This is a genomic window from Streptomyces sp. NPDC005899 (genome assembly GCF_040629645.1).
Classification (GTDB): Bacteria; Actinomycetota; Actinomycetes; order Streptomycetales; family Streptomycetaceae; genus Streptomyces.
In genome coordinates this window covers 1-19,370 of sequence record NZ_JBEXWB010000085.1, presented here as the reverse complement: position 1 = coordinate 19,370, position 19,370 = coordinate 1, and the positions used below count along the sequence as shown (strand labels likewise).

General features: G+C 71.4%; 15 protein-coding genes and 1 pseudogene. 6 read left to right on the top strand and 10 right to left on the bottom strand.

Annotation, left to right across the window (positions count from 1 at the left end):
• A pseudogene (locus ABZ371_RS13155) lies at positions 1-879 on the bottom strand (hypothetical protein); the annotation flags it as partial.
• A 121-nt stretch (positions 880-1,000) separates the two neighbouring features.
• Between ABZ371_RS13155 and ABZ371_RS13150 the strand changes: the two are divergent.
• Positions 1,001-1,642, top strand: a complete 642-nt coding sequence (locus ABZ371_RS13150; protein WP_358677720.1) for a superoxide dismutase — start codon at positions 1,001-1,003, stop codon at positions 1,640-1,642.
• Positions 1,643-1,766: 124 nt separating this feature from the next.
• Here the strand turns inward: ABZ371_RS13150 and ABZ371_RS13145 are convergent, their stop codons facing one another.
• Entirely contained in the window at positions 1,767-2,417 is a 651-nt protein-coding gene (locus ABZ371_RS13145) for a DsbA family protein (protein WP_358677718.1), read from the bottom strand.
• A gap of 171 nt (positions 2,418-2,588) precedes the next feature.
• Between ABZ371_RS13145 and pepN (ABZ371_RS13140) the strand changes: the two genes are divergently transcribed.
• The 3 genes from pepN (ABZ371_RS13140) to ABZ371_RS13130 all read left to right on the top strand — a co-directional run bounded on the left by pepN (ABZ371_RS13140) (position 2,589) and on the right by ABZ371_RS13130 (position 9,836).
• Positions 2,589-5,180, top strand: coding sequence for an aminopeptidase N (gene pepN / locus ABZ371_RS13140; RefSeq protein ID WP_358677715.1), 2,592 nt, complete (start codon positions 2,589-2,591; stop codon positions 5,178-5,180).
• A gap of 174 nt (positions 5,181-5,354) precedes the next feature.
• Positions 5,355-6,362 (top strand): hypothetical protein, encoded by a 1,008-nt coding sequence (locus tag ABZ371_RS13135; protein WP_358677712.1) that lies wholly within the window; start codon positions 5,355-5,357, stop codon positions 6,360-6,362.
• Positions 6,363-6,527: 165 nt separating this feature from the next.
• Positions 6,528-9,836, top strand: coding sequence for a S8 family serine peptidase (locus ABZ371_RS13130; RefSeq protein ID WP_358677709.1), 3,309 nt, complete (start codon positions 6,528-6,530; stop codon positions 9,834-9,836).
• A gap of 80 nt (positions 9,837-9,916) precedes the next feature.
• Here ABZ371_RS13130 and ABZ371_RS13125 read toward each other — a convergent pair whose 3' ends face one another.
• The 5 genes from ABZ371_RS13125 to ABZ371_RS13105 all read right to left on the bottom strand — a co-directional run bounded on the left by ABZ371_RS13125 (position 9,917) and on the right by ABZ371_RS13105 (position 12,990).
• Positions 9,917-10,318, bottom strand: a complete 402-nt coding sequence (locus ABZ371_RS13125; protein WP_358677706.1) for a hypothetical protein — start codon at positions 10,316-10,318, stop codon at positions 9,917-9,919.
• Positions 10,318-10,842: a hypothetical protein gene (locus tag ABZ371_RS13120; protein ID WP_358677704.1), complete on the bottom strand. Its 525-nt coding sequence runs from the start codon at positions 10,840-10,842 to the stop codon at positions 10,318-10,320. The genes ABZ371_RS13125 and ABZ371_RS13120 overlap by 1 nt, the downstream gene beginning before the upstream one ends.
• 67 nt (positions 10,843-10,909) lie before the next feature.
• The gene (locus tag ABZ371_RS13115) at positions 10,910-11,653 is read right to left on the bottom strand and encodes a hypothetical protein (protein ID WP_358677701.1); all 744 of its coding nucleotides are present in this window, start codon (positions 11,651-11,653) and stop codon (positions 10,910-10,912) included.
• A 183-nt stretch (positions 11,654-11,836) separates the two neighbouring features.
• Complete coding sequence (locus ABZ371_RS13110; protein WP_358677698.1) at positions 11,837-12,466, bottom strand: hypothetical protein; 630 nt, start codon at positions 12,464-12,466, stop codon at positions 11,837-11,839.
• A 2-nt stretch (positions 12,467-12,468) separates the two neighbouring features.
• On the bottom strand, positions 12,469-12,990 hold the full coding sequence (locus tag ABZ371_RS13105) for a sigma-70 family RNA polymerase sigma factor (RefSeq protein WP_358677695.1): 522 nt from the start codon (positions 12,988-12,990) through the stop codon (positions 12,469-12,471).
• Between the two features lie 165 nt (positions 12,991-13,155).
• Here ABZ371_RS13105 and ABZ371_RS13100 point away from each other — a divergent pair, with 165 nt between their 5' ends.
• The gene (locus ABZ371_RS13100; RefSeq protein ID WP_358677692.1) at positions 13,156-14,184 is read left to right on the top strand and encodes an aspartate-semialdehyde dehydrogenase; all 1,029 of its coding nucleotides are present in this window, start codon (positions 13,156-13,158) and stop codon (positions 14,182-14,184) included.
• Positions 14,185-14,298: 114 nt separating this feature from the next.
• Here ABZ371_RS13100 and ABZ371_RS13095 read toward each other — a convergent pair whose 3' ends face one another.
• On the bottom strand, positions 14,299-14,796 hold the full coding sequence (locus ABZ371_RS13095) for a DUF1203 domain-containing protein (protein ID WP_358677690.1): 498 nt from the start codon (positions 14,794-14,796) through the stop codon (positions 14,299-14,301).
• A gap of 113 nt (positions 14,797-14,909) precedes the next feature.
• On the opposite strand from ABZ371_RS13095, the gene pepN (ABZ371_RS13090) reads away from it, so the two are divergent.
• Positions 14,910-17,489: an aminopeptidase N gene (gene pepN / locus ABZ371_RS13090; RefSeq protein WP_358677687.1), complete on the top strand. Its 2,580-nt coding sequence runs from the start codon at positions 14,910-14,912 to the stop codon at positions 17,487-17,489.
• Between the two features lie 64 nt (positions 17,490-17,553).
• Here pepN (ABZ371_RS13090) and alc read toward each other — a convergent pair whose 3' ends face one another.
• On the bottom strand, positions 17,554-18,702 hold the full coding sequence (alc, locus tag ABZ371_RS13085; RefSeq protein WP_358677684.1) for an allantoicase: 1,149 nt from the start codon (positions 18,700-18,702) through the stop codon (positions 17,554-17,556).
• Positions 18,703-18,771: 69 nt separating this feature from the next.
• A partial coding sequence (locus tag ABZ371_RS13080; protein ID WP_358677681.1) for a LysR substrate-binding domain-containing protein occupies positions 18,772-19,370 on the bottom strand: 599 nt, incomplete at its 5' end.

The following is a 19,370-nucleotide window of genomic DNA, read 5'->3' as shown; positions in this document are numbered from 1 at the left end:
GCGTGCGGTCTCGCCGAGCTCGGCGAGCATGCCGGGCGGGCAGTCGGCGCGCCATGCGTGGATACGGGCGGCGAGTGCCCGGTCCGCGGTGAGCCGGGCCGAGAGCACCCGGATGTCCTCGTCGCGGGCGGCGGCCCGCGCCCTGAGGGCGTGCCGCTCCTCGTCGGCCGCGTGCTCGTCGTGCATCGCCGGGTTGGGCGGCACGAGGAACACGTTCTCGGTGCCGGCCCCCGCGCCGGGTGACGGGACGGGGGCCAGGAGCGCCGCGGTGGTGCCGACGGCCACGGCCGAGCGGGGCAGCAGCGCGGCGGCGGCGAGGACCTCCCGGGCGCGGCTGTGCGCGTCCGGATCGGTGATGACGACGCCGTCGACCAGCTCGGGGCGCGCGGCGAGCACCGAGGCGTGGTCGGCGGGGTCGACGGCCTGGGCGAGGTAGCGCCAGCCGGGCAGCGCCGGGATGCCGTGCTCACCGAGGTACTCGACGGTCGCCAGGACGTCGGGGCCGGGGGGCAGCAGGCCTCCGTCGCCGAGGGCGCCGAGGATGCGGGAGTCGTCCGCGGCGGCGGTCCGCAGGTCGAAGAGGCGGCGTTCGGCGGAGGTCACGCCCTGGTCGAGGAGCTCGCGCAGTTCGTCGGCGGCCGCGTCGAACTCCTCGGCGGTGAGGGCGTGCGAGTCACCAGGTGCGGAGTCCGGCGTACGGTCGGTGTCCTCGGCGCCGGTGGCGGACCGGCGGGGGCGGGGCACGCCGGTGCCGGGCGAGCCGGGCAGGCCCAGCAGGTCGACGAGGCGGTGGTCGGCGGCGATCGACTCGGCGGCCCTGCGCTCCGCTCCGTAGGACTGTTCGGCGGCCCGGGCGCCGTCGGCGGCGCCGGAGGACGCTCCCGGCCGTGTTCCGGGCCCAGGAGCAGCAACTGATCACTTCCGGCGCCTCCTCCTGCTAGCCTGCAATTGCGACACAGTTGCAATAACAACCATGCTGCAGTTGGAGGGGTCCGCACTCATGGCCACGTATACGCTCCCGGAACTCCCGTACGACTACGCGGCGCTCGAACCTGTCATCAACCCGCAGATCATCGAGCTCCACCACGACAAGCACCACGCCGCGTACGTCAAGGGCGCGAACGACACGCTGGAGCAGCTGGAGGAGGCCCGCGAGAAGCAGGCCTGGGGCTCGGTCAACGGCCTGCAGAAGAGCCTCGCCTTCCACCTCTCCGGTCACATCCTGCACTCCATCTACTGGCACAACATGACCGGCGACGGCGGCGGCGAGCCCCTCGCGGCGGACGGGGTGGGCGACCTCGCGGACGCGATCACCGACTCCTTCGGTTCGTTCGCCGGTTTCAAGGCACAGCTGACGAAGGCCGCGGCGACCACGCAGGGCTCCGGCTGGGGCGTCCTCGCCTACGAGCCGCTCAGCGGGAAGCTGATCGTCGAGCAGGTCTACGACCACCAGGGCAACGTGGGCCAGGGCTCGGTCCCGATCCTGGTCTTCGACGCCTGGGAGCACGCCTTCTACCTGCAGTACAAGAACCAGAAGGTCGACTTCATCGAGGCCATGTGGCGTGTCGTGAACTGGCAGGACGTGGCGAAGCGCCACGCCGCCGCCAAGGAGCGCGGCGACGTGCTCCTGCTCGCCCCCTGACCGGCCGCAGTCGTCCTGCCTCGTGATCGTCTTCTCAACCTTCACCCGGCAGGCGGAACAACGGAGAACCCCCGCGAGGACGTGACTCGCGGGGGTTCTCCCGTGCGCCGGGCGGCGGGGTGCCTCAGTCGAAGACCGGGCCCTGCGTGCGCGTCCGCTTGATCTCGTAGAAGCCGGGGACCGACGCGACCAGCAGGGTGCCGTCCCAGAGCTTCGCCGCCTCCTCGCCCTTGGGGGCGGGGGTGACGACCGGGCCGAAGAAGGCGATCTGCTCGCCGTCGGCGCCCGGTACGGCGATCACCGGGGTGCCGACGTCCTGGCCGACCTTGTCGATGCCCTCCTTGTGGGAGGCGCGCAACTCCTCGTCGTACGCGTCGGAGTCGGCGTACTCCAGCAGGTCGGCGGGGAGGCCGACGTCGGACAGGGCGCCCGCGATGGCCTCCCGGGTCGGGCCCTCGCCCTTGTTGTGGATGCGCGTCCCCAGGGCGGTGTAGAGGTCGCCGACGACCTCGTCGCCGTGCTTCTGCCCGGCGGCGACCACCACTCGGACCGGGGCCCACGCCTTGGTCCGCATCATGTCCTGGTACTCCTCGGGCAGCTCGTCCATCCTGCTCTCGTTGAGCACGGCCAGGCTCATCACGTGCCAGCGCACCTCGACGTCACGGACCTTCTCCACCTCGAGCATCCAGCGGGAGGTCATCCAGGCCCAGGGGCAGAGGGGGTCGAACCAGAAGTCCACCGGGGTCCTGCCGTGCGCCGTGCTGTTCTCGGGCATGTCTCTCCTCGTGCGATCGGTCCGGCACCTGTGGCACAGAACACTCCGGGCCCCTCCGGCCATTCCCCGTCACGGCCGCGGAGGGCCGCATGCGAGGATCGTCGCTGATCGGATGGGACCGACCGGCCGCCCTCCGACGGCAGGTCGGTCCGAGACACAAAGGAGTGTTCCGTGCCCGGTGAGAACCTGTCTCGCGACGAGGCCCGCGAGAGGGCCGAGCTGCTGACCGTCGACGGATACGAGGTCGCGCTCGACCTGCGTTCCGCCGTCGGCGAGCCCGACGGGGACGACGGCGAGGCCGGTCCTCGGACCTTCCGCTCGGTGACGACGATCCGTTTCCGCTCGGCCCGCACGGGGGCGTCGACGTTCGCCGACCTGCTGGCGCCGTCGGTGGACGCGGTGACGCTCAACGGGCGGGCCCTGGAGCCGGCGGCCGTCTTCGACGGCACGCGGATCACGCTGGACGGCCTCGCCGAGGGCGAGAACGTCCTCGTGGTCGACGCGCGGTGCGCTTACAGCCGGACGGGCGAGGGGATGCACCGCTTCGTCGACCCGGAGGACGGCGAGGTCTACCTGTACACGCAGTACGAGCCGGCCGACGCCCGGCGGGTCTTCGCCAACTTCGAGCAGCCCGACCTCAAGGCGCCCTACCGCTTCCAGGTGACGGCCCCCGCCGGCTGGACGGTCCGGTCCAACGGCGCCGAGGAGTTCCACGAGGACGAGGTGTGGCGGTTCGCGGAGACGAAGCCCATCTCCACGTACATCACCTGCGTCGTCGCCGGCCCGTACCACTGCGAGAGCGACCTCTACACCCGTACGTTCGACGACGGGTCGAAGCTGGAGATCCCGCTCGGCGCCATGTGCCGCAAGGGCCTCGCCCGGTACTTCGACGCGGACGACATCTTCCTGGTCACCAAGCAGGGCCTGGACTTCTTCCACGACCACTTCGACTACCCGTACCCCTTCGGCAAGTACGACCAGGCCTTCGTGCCCGAGTACAACCTCGGCGCCATGGAGAACCCGGGCTGTGTGACCTTCCGCGAGGAGTACATCTACCGCTCCAAGGTGACCTCCGCCGCCTACGAGAGCCGCGCCAACGTCATCCTGCACGAGATGGCGCACATGTGGTTCGGCGACCTGGTCACCATGCGGTGGTGGGACGACCTGTGGCTGAAGGAGTCCTTCGCCGACTTCATGGGGTCCTTCTCGATGGTGGAGGCGACCCGCTTCACCGACGGCTGGATCACCTTCGCCAACAACCGCAAGGCGTGGGCGTACCGCGCCGACCAGCTGCCCTCCACGCACCCGGTCACGGCCGACATCCGCGACCTGGAGGACGCCAAGCTGAACTTCGACGGCATCACGTACGCCAAGGGCGCCTCCGTGCTCAAGCAGCTGGTGGCGTACGTGGGGCGGGACGCCTTCCTGGAGGGCGCGCGCCGCTACTTCAAGCGGCACGCCTACGGCAACACGCGCCTGGACGACCTGCTCTCGGTGCTGGCCGAGACCTCGGGGCGCGACATGACGGCCTGGTCCAGGGCCTGGCTGCAGACCGCGGGCGTCAACGTGCTCACCCCGGTCGTGACGTACGACGCGGCGGGGCGCGTGGCGGAGCTGGTGGTGGAGCAGGAGGCGGCCGCCTCCCATCCGGTCCTGCGCCCGCACCGCGTCGCGGTGGGCCTGTACCGGCTGACCCCGGGCGGGGAGCTGGTGCGGTACGCCCGCGCCGAGACAGACGTCGCCGGCGAGCGGACCACGGTCGTGGAGCTGGCCGGGGCCGAGCGGCCCGACCTCGTGCTGGTCAACGACGACGACCTCACGTACTGCAAGGTGCGTTTCGACGAGGTCTCCCTGGCCACCCTCCGCGCGCACCTCGGGGACGTCACGGACCCGCTGGCCCGCGCGCTGTGCTGGTCCGCCCTGTGGAACCTGACGCGGGACGCCCTGCTGCCCGCCCGCGACTTCGTCTCCCTGGTGCTGTCGTCCGCCGGGCGTGAGTCGGACATCGGTGTGCTCCAGATGCTGCACGCCTGGGCGGAGTCGGCGCTCGTGCACTACGCCGCGCCCGCGTGGCGCGAGGAGGGCGGCCGGGTACTGGCCGACGGCGCGCTGCGGGAGCTGCGCCGCGCGGAGCCGGGCAGCCAGCACCAGCTGACGTGGGCGCGCTTCTTCGCCTCGGTCGCCGCCTCGGACGACGACTTCCGGCTGCTGGGCTCCCTGCTCGACGGCACGGGCGGGATCGAGGGGCTGGAGGTCGACCAGGAGCTGCGGTGGGCCTTCCTCTTCGCGCTGGTCTCGCACGGCGCGGCGGACGAGACCGCAGCCGACGCCGAACTCGCCCGTGACGACACGGCGTCCGGCAGGCGGCACCACGTGCGGTGCCTGGCCTCACGCCCGTCGGCCGAGGTCAAGGCGCAGGCGTGGGCGGTGGTCGTGGAGTCGGACAAGCTGTCCAACGCGCTGGCCGGGGCGACCATCTCGGGCTTCGCCCAGCCCTCGCAGCGGGAGCTCCTGGCGCCCTACACGGCCGCGTACTTCGAGGCGATCGAGCGGGTGTGGGCCGAACGCTCGATCCAGATCGCCATGGACGTGGTGAAGGGCCTGTTCCCGGGGCTGCGGGACGACCCCGCGACCCTCGCGGCGACGGACGCGTGGCTGACCTCGCACCCGGCCGCGGCCCCGGCGCTGCGGCGGCTGGTCCTGGAGGCACGCGACGACCTGGCCCGGGCGCTGCGGGGTCAGGAGTGCGACGCGGCGGCGTGAACTCCCCGGCGCGCGCCCCCCGCTCGCACATGTGGGGCGCGCGCCGCACGATTTCCGGCGTGACCGCCCTTTTCGGTACCCGAACACACGTACTTCAGGACGGCGTTGTCCTGAATTGTCGACAGCCGTGTAACGGGGGTTAGCGCGTGGGGCCCCTGCGGAAACCTGCCGGTCATGAACCGGAACACCCCGCTCTCCCCCCGTCCCGTCCAGGAACCCCGGCACCGCGTGCGGTCCGCCGCGCAGTTGCGCGCCCTCGGCGTGACCGCCGCCCAGACCGCCGCCCAGTGCCTCCCCGGCGGGCCCTGGCAGCAGCTGCTGCCGGGCGTGTACCTGCTGCACCCGGGTCCGCCCACCGGCCGGGAGCGGGTGCACGGCGCCCTGCTGTACGCGGGGCGGCCGCCGGCCGCCGCGCGCCGGGGCGCCACGGGCCCGTCCGCGTCCGGCTACGGCGAGGCGATGGTCACGGGCCTGGCGGCGCTGAGCCTGTACGGCTTCGCCTCCGCGCCGCCGATGCTCGCGCTGCACCGGATCGACGTGCTCGTGCCGCGCACGAGGCGCCTGCGCTCCACCCGGTTCGTGCAGGTGACGCGAGCGGCCTCGCTCCCGCGGCCCGAGCGCCGGCTCGGAGTGCCGCTGGCGCCGGTCGAGCGGGCCCTCGCCGACGCGGTCGCCACGCTGACGGACGCCTCCGCGGTACGCCGGACGCTGACGGAGGCGGTCCGTGACGGGCACTGCGAGCCCGCCACGGTCGTACGGGAGCTGAGCGCCGGCAAGCTGCTGGGCCGGGCGCACGTGGTGGAGGCCGTGGACGCCCTGCTCGTCGAGGGGCGCGCGGCGGCGGAGGGCGGGCTCTACGCGATGGTGCGCGGACACGGTCTGCCGGAGCCCTTGTGGAACGTGGATCTGTGCCTGCCGGGGGGCGCGTTCCTGGGCGCCGTGGACGCGTACTGGCCCGAGCAGGCCGTCGCGCTCGAACTCGGCACCCGGGCACCCCACGAGGAGCACGTGACCTTCGCCGCGGAGCGGGAGCACCTGGAGCGGCTCGGCGTCACGGTCGTACGGATGACGCCGAAGGCGCTGCGTGAGGCCCCCGCGGACCAGGCGGTGGTGGTGCGCACGGCGATCATGGCGTCCGAGGACCGGGAACCGGCCGCTCATGTGGTGGTGCTGCCGCGGTGAGAGGCGTTTCACCCCGTTCGTCCCATGTGGCGCACTGTCAGCGGTGGCGGGTCTCCGCCATGTTCGTTTCTCGTCCCCGCCAAGTCTCCACAAACCCCGGTCGTTTACGAAAGGCTGAGCGGTCATCCGGTACCGAATTCCGGACTCTCACTTTCAGATACAGGGATGCTGATGACCAAGGAATCCCCCAGCTCCATACCCGGGGCGAGACGCGCGGCCCGCATCGCGGCCGCCGCCGGCCTGGTGGCCGCGCTGGCCGCCACCGGCGCCGCGCCGGTCTTCGCCGCCGACGGCCCCGCGCCCGCACCGGTGAAGCCCGCAGCCACCAGCGACAAGGGCGACAAGCTCGGTGAGGCCGACGCCGACGTGCTGGCGAAGGCCGAGGCCGCGGGCGAGAAGAACGTCACGCTGATGGTCGCCACCGCGCCGGGCGCCACCGAGCAGGTGACCGAGCAGCTGGACTCCGTCAAGGGGTCCGTGCTGGGGCAGACGTACGACAAGCTCGGCTACGTCCGGGCGACCGTGCCCACCTCGACGGCCGAGGCCACCATCAAGGCGGCCCAGAAGCTGTCGTCGGTCCACGGCATCGATCTCAAGCAGGAGATCCAGCTGGACGACCCGACCCCGTCGGGCGACCGTGCCGCCGGGGCCAAGCAGCCGAAGTCCACGGGCAGCTACCCGGCGCCGGGGAAGAAGACCCCGGCGAAGAACCCGTACAACCCGTCCTTCGAGACGGGCGCGGTGGACTTCGTCGAGCAGCACCCCGAGGCGGACGGCCGCGGGATCACCATCGGCGTCCTGGACTCCGGTGTCGACCTCGGCCACCCGGCGCTGCGGAAGACCACCACGGGCGAGCGCAAGATCGTCGACTGGGTGACGGCGACGGACCCCGTCGGCGACGGCGACGGGACCTGGCTGCGGATGAACCAGTCCGTGTCCGGCCCGACGTTCACCAACGGCGGCAGGACGTACTCCGCACCGGCCGGCTCGTACGGTTTCAGGGTGTTCAAGGAGGCCGCCACCCGTGGCGGCGACATGGCGGGCGACCTCAACCGCGACGGTGACACCACCGACGAGTGGGGCGTGCTCTACGACGCGGTCGCCGGCACCGTCCGCGTCGACCTGGACAACGACGCGGACTTCCGCGACGACGCCGTGCTCAAGCCGTACAAGGACAAGCACCAGGTCTCCTACTTCGGTACGGACGACCCGCGGACCGACGTCGTCGAGCGCATCCCCTTCGTCGTCGAGACGCGCAGGAACGTCGTCTACGACGCGGCCGGCTCGAAGGCCGACTACGTGAACATCGGCGTCATCGAGAGCGAGCACGGCACGCACGTCGCGGGCATCACCGCGGCCAACGGCCTCTTCGGCGGCAAGATGAACGGCGCCGCGCCCGGCGCCAAGATCGTCTCCTCGCGTGCCTGCACCTGGTCCGGCGGCTGCACCAACATCGCGCTGACCGAGGGCATGATCGACCTCGTGGTCAACCGCGGTGTCGACGTCGTCAACATGTCGATCGGCGGCCTGCCGCCGCTCAACGACGGCAACAACGCGCGCGCCGAGCTCTACAAGCGCCTGATCGACATCTACGGCGTCCAGCTGGTCATCTCGGCCGGCAACGAGGGCCCGGGGGTCAACACCATCGGCGACCCCGGCCTCGCCGACCACGTCATCTCCGTCGGCGCGTCCATCTCCAAGGAGACGTGGGCGGCCAACTACGGGTCGAACGTCACCAAGAAGTACGACATGCTGCCCTTCTCCTCGCGCGGCCCGCGTGAGGACGGCGGCTTCGCGCCGATCCTGACCGCTCCGGGTGCCTCCATCAACACCACCCAGACCTGGCTCCCCGGCGGTCCGGTCAAGGAGGCGGGCTACTCGCTCCCCGCCGGCTACTCCATGCTGCAGGGCACCTCGATGTCCTCGCCGCAGGCCGCCGGCGCGACCGCGCTGCTGCTGTCGGCAGCGAAGCAGAAGCACATCGAGCTGCCCCCGGCAGACCTGCGCACCGCGCTGACCAGCACCGCCACCCACATCAAGGACGTGCCCGCGCACGCCCAGGGCGCCGGTCTGATCGACATCGTCGCCGCCTGGAAGCAGATCGAGAAGAAGGGCGCCCCGGCGCACGAGTACACGGTGAAGGCCCCGGTCGACACCGCGATCGACTTCGCGCTGAAGACCCCGGGCTTCGGCACCGGCCTCTACGACCGTGAGGGCGGCCTCAAGGCCGGCCAGAAGAAGTCGTACGACGTCGTCGTCACCCGCACCACGGGTCCGGACAAGGCCGTGCAGCACAAGCTGTCCTGGAAGAACGACGACGGCACCTTCACGCTGGCCGGTCCGGGCACCGTCTCGCTGCCGCTCGGCAAGCCGGTGACCGTCAAGGTCCAGGCGAAGCCCCGCACGGCCGGCGTGCACAGCGCGATCCTCCAGGTGGACGACCCGAAGACCAAGGGCCTGGACCACCAGATCCTCAGCACGGTCATCGTCTCGAAGGACCTGGTGAAGCCGGGCTACGCGTTCACGACGTCCGGCTCGGTGCAGCGCAACGGCACCACGTCGTACTTCCTGAACGTCCCCGAGGGCGCCAGGACCCTCGAGGTCGCGATGAGCGCCCTGCGCTCGGGCAGCCAGACGCGGTTCATCTCCATCCACCCCTACGGGGTCGCGGTGGAGGACAGCTCCACGATCTACTGCTACCCGAACTACGAGAACCCGGCCAACACCTGCCGCCCCGACACGCGCTCCTACAAGGACCCGCAGCCGGGCGTCTGGGAGATCGAGGTCGAGTCCCGCCGTACGTCGCCGCTGCTGGACAACCCGTACAAGCTGGATGTCTCGCTCCTGGGCGCCACCTTCGACCCGGCGGTGCGGACCATCGCCGAGGCGAAGATCGGCACGCCGGCCGCGGTGGACTGGACGGTCACCAACGACGCGGGCGACCTGGAGGGCACGCTCAAGGGCGGCTCGCTGGGCTCGGCCGACGTGGAGCGCCCGTCGATCTCCACGGGCGGCGAGTACGTCAAGGAGGTCACCATCGGTGAGGGCGTCGAGAAGTTCGACGTCGCCATCGGCGGCACCTCGGACGCCAACGCCGACATCGACCTGCGTGTCCTCAAGGGCGCGACCGAGGTGGGTGCCTCGACGACGGCCGGTTCGGAGGAGTCGGTCAGCCTGGTGAACCCGGCGGCCGGCACGTACACCGTGGTCATCGAGGGCTACTCGGTCCCGGCCGGGACCACCGAGTACGACTACCGCGACGTGTACTACGCACCGTCGCTCGGCGCGATCGAGGTCGACGAGTCGAAGGCCGTGAAGCTGGCCAACGGCGCGTCCGCCCAGGTCGGTGCCGAGGTCGTGGTCGCCGGAGCGGCCCCCGAGGGCCGGCAGTTCTTCGGCGAGGTCCAGCTGGTGAACTCCCGCGGCACCGCGGCGGGCACCGGCAGCGTCGTGATCGAGAAGGTCACGCCGTAGCACCACCGGGCCGGTCCACGGCTCGTTGACGACAAGGGGCGGGTGCTCGGACCGGGCACCCGCCCTTCGTCACTCCCGGATCAGCTGCGGATTCCTCCGATGTTGATGTCGCAGACCCGCTCGATGAACTCGCCCACGCCGTAACTGGACGCGCGGGCTGCTTCCTCGTCCTCCGGCTCGGGGTGGTCGTACCAGCGCAACAGCCGTCCGAAGTCGGCCGAGATCCCCTCCGGCGCGGTCCGTTCCAGGTCTTCGATGACGTGGTGCCGCTTGTGCGGAGTCAGCTCGCCGGTCCGTGTGAGGTCCAGCGGAGCGGCCGTCTCACAGAACTCCGCACGTCCGGAGGAGGACCGGAACCGCTCCTCCTCCGATTCTCCGGTGACCGGGAATCCCGAGACCGCGCAGACCGCCACGACGACCGTTGCCACTCCCGCCGCCACCGCGATCACACGCCCTCGGCTGCCGACGGCCGGCCTTCTCATCAGGTCCCCGCCTTGATCGCGTTCAGGTCGTGCTGATCGAAGTGCGTGGGCCAGATGTTCACGCGCATGCACGAGTTGTTGTCCGTGTCGGCGCCCGCGGAACGGTGTCCGAGATCCCCCGTGTGACCGAACTCGTGGCATCCGAGGCTGCGCCACTGGGACGCGCTCTTGGCCTGCGTCGTGTTCAGACGTACGCGGATGACGTCGCACGAGGTCCACAGTGCGTTCCAGTCGGTGCAGTCCGTCCGGCCGTGCCACCCGGTCTTCCCGTAGGCGCCGTCGTAGACCTCGATGTCCCCGCCACCCCATGAGGTGGTGATGACGCTGCGTTCCAACTCGGCCTTTCCGTGGTCCATGGCGTTCTTGCCGTTGGTGGTGAGGCTGAAACCCTTCACCGCCTGATTGCGGTTGTCCGGATCGGTTCCGTCGTCGTCGTGACTGGCGTGTGCCGCCGAGGGAACGGCGAGGATCAGGGCCGCCGCCACACCCAGTGTGGACGCCAGCCGGGGAGAGAGCCGAGGCATGGTAGTGCTCGCTTTCGGTCGAAGGGGAATGCGGGAGGTGATGCGTGGGCGGGCACCCGGCCTCGCCTCAGCGTGCGGTGCCGTCCGCCGGCTCCGAGCCGTCGTCGACGGAATCGTCGGGGAGGGGCTCCTCGGTGCCCTCCTCGGGGGCCGGCTCCTCCATGTCCTCCTCCGGCACGACCTCCGGTTCCGCCTGCGGTCGCGGCAGGTCCGGCGCGGGGTTCTTCGTGTCCAGGAGACGTTTGAGTTCGTAGTGGAGGAACTCGCGGTACGTCGTCTCGACCTCCGTGTACAGGGGAGTCCCCGGCGTGGCCGACGAACGAAGATTGCCCTGTGCGTCCGCCATGAGCGCGCGACCTTGCGTGCTCACCAACTGCCAGCGGCCTTCCACGTCGCTCCAGGTGAGGAAGTAGAAGCCCTTGTCGCCCACTTCGCTCCAGGTGACGTTCTCCACCTGATAACCGTGACCGTCCTCGTCCCAGCCCCATTCCTCCATGACGATCGTCGACGGCGCGCTGACCAACGGCCTCTTGTACGACGTCGTCACCGACAGGGTGACGTCGCGCGCCTGGTCCACCCCGCCCTCTTCCTCGCTGCCGAGCGACCGCCCCGGCGCGATGGAGACGACCTCCGCCTCCACCACCGCGAGCGAGGTGGACGCCATCTCCGCGACGCTGCCGAAGTCGAACACCTCCCTGCCGCTCATGATGCGTTCGGCCTGGGTGTCGCGGTGCACGGCGGCCTTCCCCTCCGCCGCACCGCTGCCCCACAGTGCCGCCCCGGCCGCCAGCGCGGTGAGTGACAGTGCCACGCCCGCCCTCCACGGAGCCGCCATTCGTCTTCCACCCATGAGGAATTCCCCCGCCCTCTGCGACGAGCGCACGTCCGCGCCCGGAATATCGCACGCCGGATTCAACGGGGGTTGGTGTGTTCCGGTCAACACGAATAATGTGCGTACTCCGCACACCCTGGGAGAAGTGGCCGGAAGAAGGTGTCAGCCGGGCCCGTCGCAGGAGATACTTCTGGACCCCTCAAGCGCAGCCGTCAGCCATTTCCATGCCTCTCCCCGTTCTTTTCCGAGGAAATACAGAGGCGGCTCATCCGCAAAGGCCGAAACGGCCACTACGACCGCGGTGCCCCGGTCGAACAGTCCGATCTCATTCCTCGGGACGGTGAACCGGGTCTCCCTCGGTCCGTCGTCGGGTTTGAGGTACCGGTCGACCTCCAGCACCACACGCACGTCCTCCCCCGCCGGTTCGGTACGGATCACCGAGCCGTCCGCCACGACCGGCGAGCACGCCACGATCCCCTCTTCGGTGAGCTTGGCCTCGCTGTCCGCCGCCGGCCGGGCGATCTGCCACATCAGGGCGACCCCGGCCAGACAGGCCGCGAGGGCCACGGCCGAGGCCGCCACCGCCTTCCGGCCCCGCGTCCACCGGACGGGAGCAGGGGCGGGTTCGTTCCCGTCCTCCGCCGCCAGGCGATCTCCGATCAGGTGCAGGTGCTCACCGAGTACCGCCATGTCTCGCTCGGCGGCCGCGTACCGCGCCGCCGCGGGGCCGCTCGCGGGCGACGGCTCCCTCATCAGCACGGCCATCAGCTCGTCGGACGCTTCCGTTCCCACTGTCACACCACCTCGTTCACGTGAAGTCGCTCACGCAGCGACTTCGCCGCCGCGTGCAGCCGGCTCTTGACCGTTCCTTCGGGGATCTCCAGCTCGGTGGCGATCTGGGGGACGGAGAGGTCGGCGTAGAAGCGGAGGATCAGCACCTGCCGCTGCCGGGCGGGCAGCGCGTCCAGTCCCTCCGCGACCGCTAGGGCCACCAGCCGGGCCTCCTGGCCGCCCTCGGTGCCGTGGTCCGGCGGCAACAGCGAGGCGAGCCTCGCCCCGATGCGTTCCTGTCGGTTCCGCGTCCGGTGCCAGTCCGCGGCCAGACGGGAGGCGACGACCGCCGCCCACGCCCCTGTCTCCCGCGGGGCCCCCAGACCGCCCGCGGTGCGCTCCAGCAACCTCAGCCGTACCTGCTGCACACCGTCCTGCAGGTCGGATGCCGGTACCCCGCCGAGCGACAGCACCGCGCGGACCCGGCTCACCTGCGCCGGATCGAGCGGGTCCACTCCCGCACCCGCCGCTCTCCTTCTCGACACGGACTGCCTCCCCTGCGATGTGTTTCCCCTCTGACGCGGGAGCGCTCCGAAACGTTCGTTCGTGGTCGGTGGTCCGTCTGCCGGACAATGCATTGGACAAGCAAGCCATGGACACACGCATCATGGACCGGCAACGTGCCCGTTCAAACGCTTGAAGGAGTTCTCGTGAAGGTCGGAATCGTCGGCGCCACCGGTCAGGTCGGCACAGTCATGCGCAGGATCCTGGCCGAGCGGAAGTTCCCCGTCGCCGAGCTGCGGCTCTTCGCCTCCGCGCGCTCCGCGGGCTCCACGATCGCGTACGAGGGCACCGACATCACGGTCGAGGACGCCTCCACGGCTGACTACACCGGTCTGGACATCGTGCTGTTCTCCGCCGGTGGTGCGACCTCGAAGGCCCTGGCCGAGAAGGCCGCCGCCCAGGGCGCCGTCGTGATCGACAACTCCTCCGCCTGGCGCAAGGACCCCGAGGTCCCGCTGGTGGTCTCCGAGGTCAACGCGCACGCCATCAGGAACCGCCCCAAGGGCATCATCGCCAACCCGAACTGCACGACGATGGCCGCCATGCCCGTGCTGCGCCCGCTGCACGAGGAGGCGGGCCTGGAGGCGCTGACCGTCGCCACGTACCAGGCGGTGTCCGGCTCCGGTCTCGCGGGCGTCGCGGAGCTGCACGGCCAGGCGTCGAAGGTCGTCGCGGACGCGGACAAGCTGACGCACGACGGCGGCGCCGTCGACTTCCCCGAGCCGGGCGTCTACAAGCGCCCGATCGCCTTCAACGTGCTGCCGCTCGCCGGGTCGATCGTCGACGACGGCTCCTTCGAGACGGACGAGGAGCAGAAGCTCCGCAACGAGTCCCGCAAGATCCTGGAGATCCCGAGGCTCAAGGTGTCCGGCACCTGCGTCCGGGTCCCGGTCTTCTCCGGCCACTCCCTCCAGATCAACGCCCGCTTCGCCCGCCCCATCGGCGTCGAGCGCGCCTACGAGCTGCTGAAGGACGCCGAGGGCGTCGAGCTCTCGGAGATCCCGACCCCGCTCCAGGCGGCCGGCCGGGACGCCTCCTACGTGGGCCGCATCCGCGTCGACGAGACCGTCGAGCACGGGCTCGCGCTGTTCGTCTCCAACGACAACCTCCGCAAGGGCGCCGCGCTGAACGCCGTCCAGATCGCGGAGCTGGTGGCGGCCGAGCTCAAGGGCTGACTACCGCACCACGCGAGGGGCGGCCGCCGGGAGCACCCGGGGCCGCCCCTCGCGCGTGAGCGCCCGCGCCTCACGTCCGCGTGACCGCTCGGCAGGCTCGTGGCGGCCAGGGCGTCAGCGGCGTACCTCGAAGTGGAAGCACCCGTACTCCACCGCCCGCACGTGCACCAGCACCACCTCCGGGTCGGCGAAGGCCTCCGCGAACGCCTCGTCGAACCCCCGCTCCTCCTCGTCCGGGATCTCCAGCAGCCGCCCCCCGGCGATGCGGCCCTCGGCGTCGTAGCGGCGGACCGTGCGCAGCGCACCGGCCCGCGAGAACGGGTAGCCGGACCGGTCCGCCCGCGGCCCCCCGCACGCGTCGGCGTGGATGAAGACGGGCCCCTGCTCGTCGTACGCCCCCGGGCGCGCCCGGGTCCCGGCCGCCCAGCGCCGCAGCGGCGCGTAGGAGACCAGTGCGACCCGCTCCCCCGGCGCGGCGGCACGCAGGCAGCAGCGCAGGGGCTCACCGTCTCCGGCCGTCGTGTACGGGACAGGGGGGCGTCCCGCGTCGTCGGCCGTACGGAGCTCTTCCAGTACATGCGGCCCGATGGGGCGTGCCTCGTGAAGGTTCATGGTTCCAGGATGGTCCGCACACCTGCGACGGTCCGGCGGAAAACGGACATCGCGTTGCGCCCGCCCCACGTGGAAGGATGGCCGAAAACGTCACAGATCTAGGAGATGACCGCGTGCCTGGCACGAATCTGACCCGCGAAGAGGCACAGGAGCGGGCGCGCCTGCTGACCGTGGACGCGTACGAGATCGATCTCGACCTCTCCGGGGCGCAGGAGGGTGGCACCTACCGGTCCGTCACCACCGTGCGCTTCGACTCCGCCGAAGCCGGTGCGGAGACCTTCATCGACCTGATCGCCCCCGCCGTGCACGACGTCGTGCTGAACGGCAAGGCACTGGACGTCGCCGCCGTCTTCCGCGACTCCCGGATCGCCCTGAAGCACCTGCGGGCCGGCACCAACGAGCTGAAGGTCGTCGCCGACTGCTCGTACACCAACACCGGTGAGGGCCTGCACCGTTTCGTCGACCCGGTGGACGAGCAGGCCTACCTCTACACCCAGTTCGAGGTGCCGGACGCCCGGCGCGTCTTCGCGAGCTTCGAGCAGCCCGACCTGAAGGCGACGTTCCGCTTCACCGTGAAGGCGCCGTCCGGCTGGACGGTCATCTCGAACTCGCCGACGCCGGAGCCGAAGGACGACGTCTGGTCCTTCGAGCCGACCCCGCGCATGTCGACGTACATCACGGCCCTGATCGCCGGCCCGTACCACGCGGTGCACAGCACCTACGAGAAGGACGGCCAGGTGGTGCCGCTCGGCATCTACTGCCGCCCCTCGCTCGCCGAGTACCTCGACGCGGACGAGGTCTTCGCGGTCACGCGGCAGGGCTTCGAGTGGTTCCAGGAGAAGTTCGACTACGCGTACCCGTTCGCCAAGTACGACCAGCTCTTCGTCCCGGAGTTCAACGCGGGCGCCATGGAGAACGCCGGCGCGGTCACCATCCGCGACCAGTATGTCTTCCGCTCCAAGGTGACGGACGCGGCGTACGAGATGCGGGCCGAGACCATCCTCCACGAGCTGGCCCACATGTGGTTCGGCGACCTGGTCACCATGGAGTGGTGGAACGACCTCTGGCTCAACGAGTCGTTCGCCACGTACACCTCGATCGCCTGCCAGGCGTACGCCGAGGGCTCCCGGTGGCCGCACTCGTGGACGACGTTCGCCAACTCCATGAAGACGTGGGCGTACCGCCAGGACCAGCTGCCGTCCACCCACCCGATCATGGCGGACATCCGGGACCTCGACGACGTCCTGGTGAACTTCGACGGCATCACCTACGCCAAGGGCGCCTCGGTCCTGAAGCAGCTCGTGGCGTACGTCGGCATGGACGAGTTCTTCAAGGGCGTGCAGGCCTACTTCAAGGCGCACGCGTTCGGCAACACACGCCTGTCCGACCTGCTGGGCGCGCTGGAGGAGACCTCCGGCCGCGATCTGAGGACCTGGTCGAAGGCGTGGCTGGAGACGGCCGGCATCAACGTCCTGCGCCCGGAGATCGAGACCGACGGCAACGGCCACGTCACCTCCTTCGCCGTCCTCCAGGAGGCTCCCGCCCTCCCCGCCGGCGCGAAGGGCGAGCCGACGCTGCGCCCGCACCGGATCGCCGTCGGCTGCTACGACCTCGACGCGGCCGGGCAGCTGGTCCGCACGCGGCGGATCGAGCTGGACGTCGACGGTGAGCGCACCGCGGTGCCGTTCCCGGCGGACACGGCCCGCCCCGCGGTCGTCCTGCTCAACGACGACGACCTGTCGTACGCGAAGGTCCGCCTCGACGCGGAGTCCCTGCGGGTCGTCACCGCGCATCTGGGTGACTTCGCGGAGTCCCTGCCCCGCGCCCTGAGCTGGGCCTCCGCCTGGGACATGACGCGCGACGGCGAGATGGCGACACGCGACTACCTCGCGCTGGTCCTCTCCGGGATCGGCAAGGAGTCCGACATCGGTGTCGTCCAGTCGCTGCACCGCCAGGTGAAGCTGGCGCTCGACCTGTACGCGGCTCCCGCGTGGCGCGAGGCCGGCCTGTCGCAGTGGACCGAGGCGACGCTGGCGCACCTGCGCGCGGCGGAGCCGGGCAGCGACCACCAGCTGGCCTGGGCCCGCGCCTTCGCGGCGACGGCCCGCAGCCCCCTCCACCTCGACCTGCTGCAGGCGCTGCTCGACGGCACGCAGGAGATCGAGGGGCTCGCCGTGGACACGGAGCTGCGCTGGGCGTTCGTCCAGCGGCTCTCGGCCGCCGGCCTGCTGGACGAGGAGGAGATCGCCGCGGAGTACGAGCGCGACAGGACGGCGGCGGGTGAGCGCCACGCGGCTTCCGCGCGGGCGGCGCAGCCCTCCGAGGAGGCGAAGGCCGAGGCGTGGGCGTCGGTCGTCGAGTCCGACAAGCTGCCGAACTCCCTCCAGGAGGCGGTCATCGACGGTTTCGTGCAGACGGAGCAGCGTGAGTTGCTGGCCCCGTACGCGGAGAGGTACTTCGCCGCGGTGAGGGAGGTCTGGGACTCACGCAGTCACGAGATGGCCCAGCAGATCGCGATCGGCCTCTACCCGGCCCTCCAGGTCTCGCAGGAGACCCTGGACGCCACGGACGCGTGGCTGGAGTCGGCGCAGCCCAGTGCCGCGCTGCGGCGGCTGGTGTCGGAGTCCCGCGCGGGCGTGGAGCGGGCGCTGAGGGCCCAGGCCGCGGACGCGGCGGCGGCGGCCACCGCCTAGGGGGCTGGAAACCGCCCGGCGGACAGGCGCGAAGGCGCAGCCGTCCGCCGGGCGGAGCGGGGGGTTACGAGGTGGAGCGCTCGTAGCGGCGGGTCAGCTCGGCCGTCCCGGCCTGGGTCAGGGAGCCGTGCAGGCGCATGCGGGCCACTCCGCCGTCGGGGAAGGCGTCCAGGCGTACGTGGGTGACCACGGCCTCGGCGGCCGGCACGAAGCGGTGCGGGGTGTCCGGCTGGAGCCGGGTGCGGGGAATGATCTCGAACCACTCACCGGTGTCTCCGTCGCGGCCCTGGAGGCTGATCCAGCCCGCCGCGTTGCCCTTGAGGTAGGCGGTGTCGATCTCGACCGCGCGCACCACGCCCTGGGCCGGGAGGCGGAAGCGGACCCAGTCGTTGGTGTCGCGGACCCGGCGGCGGCGGTTCTCCCAGCCGTCGTCCATCTTGCGCGAGGTGCCGGGCAGGATGATCTGGGCCGGTGAGGAGTAGAAGCGGTCCGAGGCGTCCTCGTACGTGCCGCCGTTGAGGATCGAGATCAGGTCGATCGTGCCGAGGGCCGCGAGCCAGGCCGGGTCGGGGACGACCTCGCCGTGGACCCGGAGGCGGGCGATGCCCCCGTCGGGGTGCTGGCAGAGGCGGACGTGGGTGTACCGGCGGTCGCCGGTGATCTCGAAGGCGTTGGCCGCGTGGCCGCGTACGGGCGTCGGCGGGACGAGCTCCTCCCACTTCACGTCGTCGGCGAGGAGGTCCTCCGGGCTCGGGGCGCCCGGCACGGCGGTGGCCTGGACGGAGACGCGCTGCGGGTAGTTGCCGCGGAAGTGGGCGGTGTCGACGATCAGGCCCCGGATGATGCCGGGGGCGCCGAGCCGGACGATCGCCCAGTCGTGCTCCTCCGGCGCGGGGAAGGGGTGCTCCGCGTCCGCGCCGCGGCGCCGGCGGGTCTCCCAGCCGTCCATGATCTTGCCCTTGTGCCCGAAGCGCTCGGGGTCGAAGACGGCGGGCTCGCGGATCAGGAGGTTCTCGCGCTCGGCGAAGAACTCGTCGTTGGCGGCGATCACTCCCGCGCCGAGCCGGCGGTCCGCGAGGTCGACGAGGTCGGTGAAGGGCAGGTCGGTGGCGGTGCGGTAGTCGGCGTAGGGGTCGCCGCCGCCGTAGGGGGCCGCGTCGTTGGCATGGGGGTCGGAGTCGTGGAATGCGGTCTCGTTCGCGTCGGTGGTCATGGGACGACTGTCGCCCACCGGAACCCGTCAGGTCCATCGAAAGTTTTCGCACAGTCCTTTCAGCCGCGCTTAACGGTCGCTCTCCGTCCCGCCTTCGGACCCGGCCGCCGCCCGCCGCAGCGCCGCCAGTACCCGGGCGACCGCGGGGCCCTGCTCGGCCCCCTGCCGTACCGCCGCCACGACGTGGCGGTGCGGCCGGTCCGCGTCCAAAACCCGCATGACCACGCCCGCGCGGGACCGGTCGGGCGCCGATGCCATCCGGGGGATCAGGGCGACGCCCATCCCCGCCTCGACCATGGCCAGGATGGCGGTCCAGCCGGAGGCGCTGTGGGCCTGCTCGGGCACGAAACCCGCCGCCTCGCAGGCGGCGGTGGTGATCTGCGACCAGGGGCCCGACCCTCCGAAGATCCAGGGTTCACCGGCGAGGTCGGCCAGGCGCAGGCCGGGCGCCCGGGCCAGGGGATGGTTCGCGGGCAGCGCCACGTCCAGGGGGTCGGCGAGCAGCGGCAGGAGCGTGAAGCGGGGGTCACGCGCCGTCGGGGCGTGCACCGCGAGGGAGAGGGCGGGGGGGTCCTCGCCGGCGGTGTGCAGGGCGGACGCCGCCGCGGCCTCCGCCGCGCGTTCGGGGACGTCGGGGCCCGGCCGGGCCGCGGCCCCCCGGAGCCGGG

Bases quoted from the DNA above. Each gene is read 5' to 3' on its own strand.
- ABZ371_RS13150 (WP_358677720.1), top strand. From the start codon at position 1,001: ATGGCCACGTATACGCTCCCGGAACTCCCGTACGACTACGCGGCGCTC.
- ABZ371_RS13145 (WP_358677718.1), bottom strand. From the start codon at position 2,417: ATGCCCGAGAACAGCACGGCGCACGGCAGGACCCCGGTGGACTTCTGG.
- ABZ371_RS13135 (WP_358677712.1), top strand. From the start codon at position 5,355: ATGAACCGGAACACCCCGCTCTCCCCCCGTCCCGTCCAGGAACCCCGG.
- ABZ371_RS13130 (WP_358677709.1), top strand. From the start codon at position 6,528: ATGCTGATGACCAAGGAATCCCCCAGCTCCATACCCGGGGCGAGACGC.
- ABZ371_RS13125 (WP_358677706.1), bottom strand. From the start codon at position 10,318: ATGAGAAGGCCGGCCGTCGGCAGCCGAGGGCGTGTGATCGCGGTGGCG.
- ABZ371_RS13120 (WP_358677704.1), bottom strand. From the start codon at position 10,842: ATGCCTCGGCTCTCTCCCCGGCTGGCGTCCACACTGGGTGTGGCGGCG.
- ABZ371_RS13095 (WP_358677690.1), bottom strand. From the start codon at position 14,796: ATGAACCTTCACGAGGCACGCCCCATCGGGCCGCATGTACTGGAAGAG.
- alc (WP_358677684.1), bottom strand. From the start codon at position 18,702: ATGACCACCGACGCGAACGAGACCGCATTCCACGACTCCGACCCCCAT.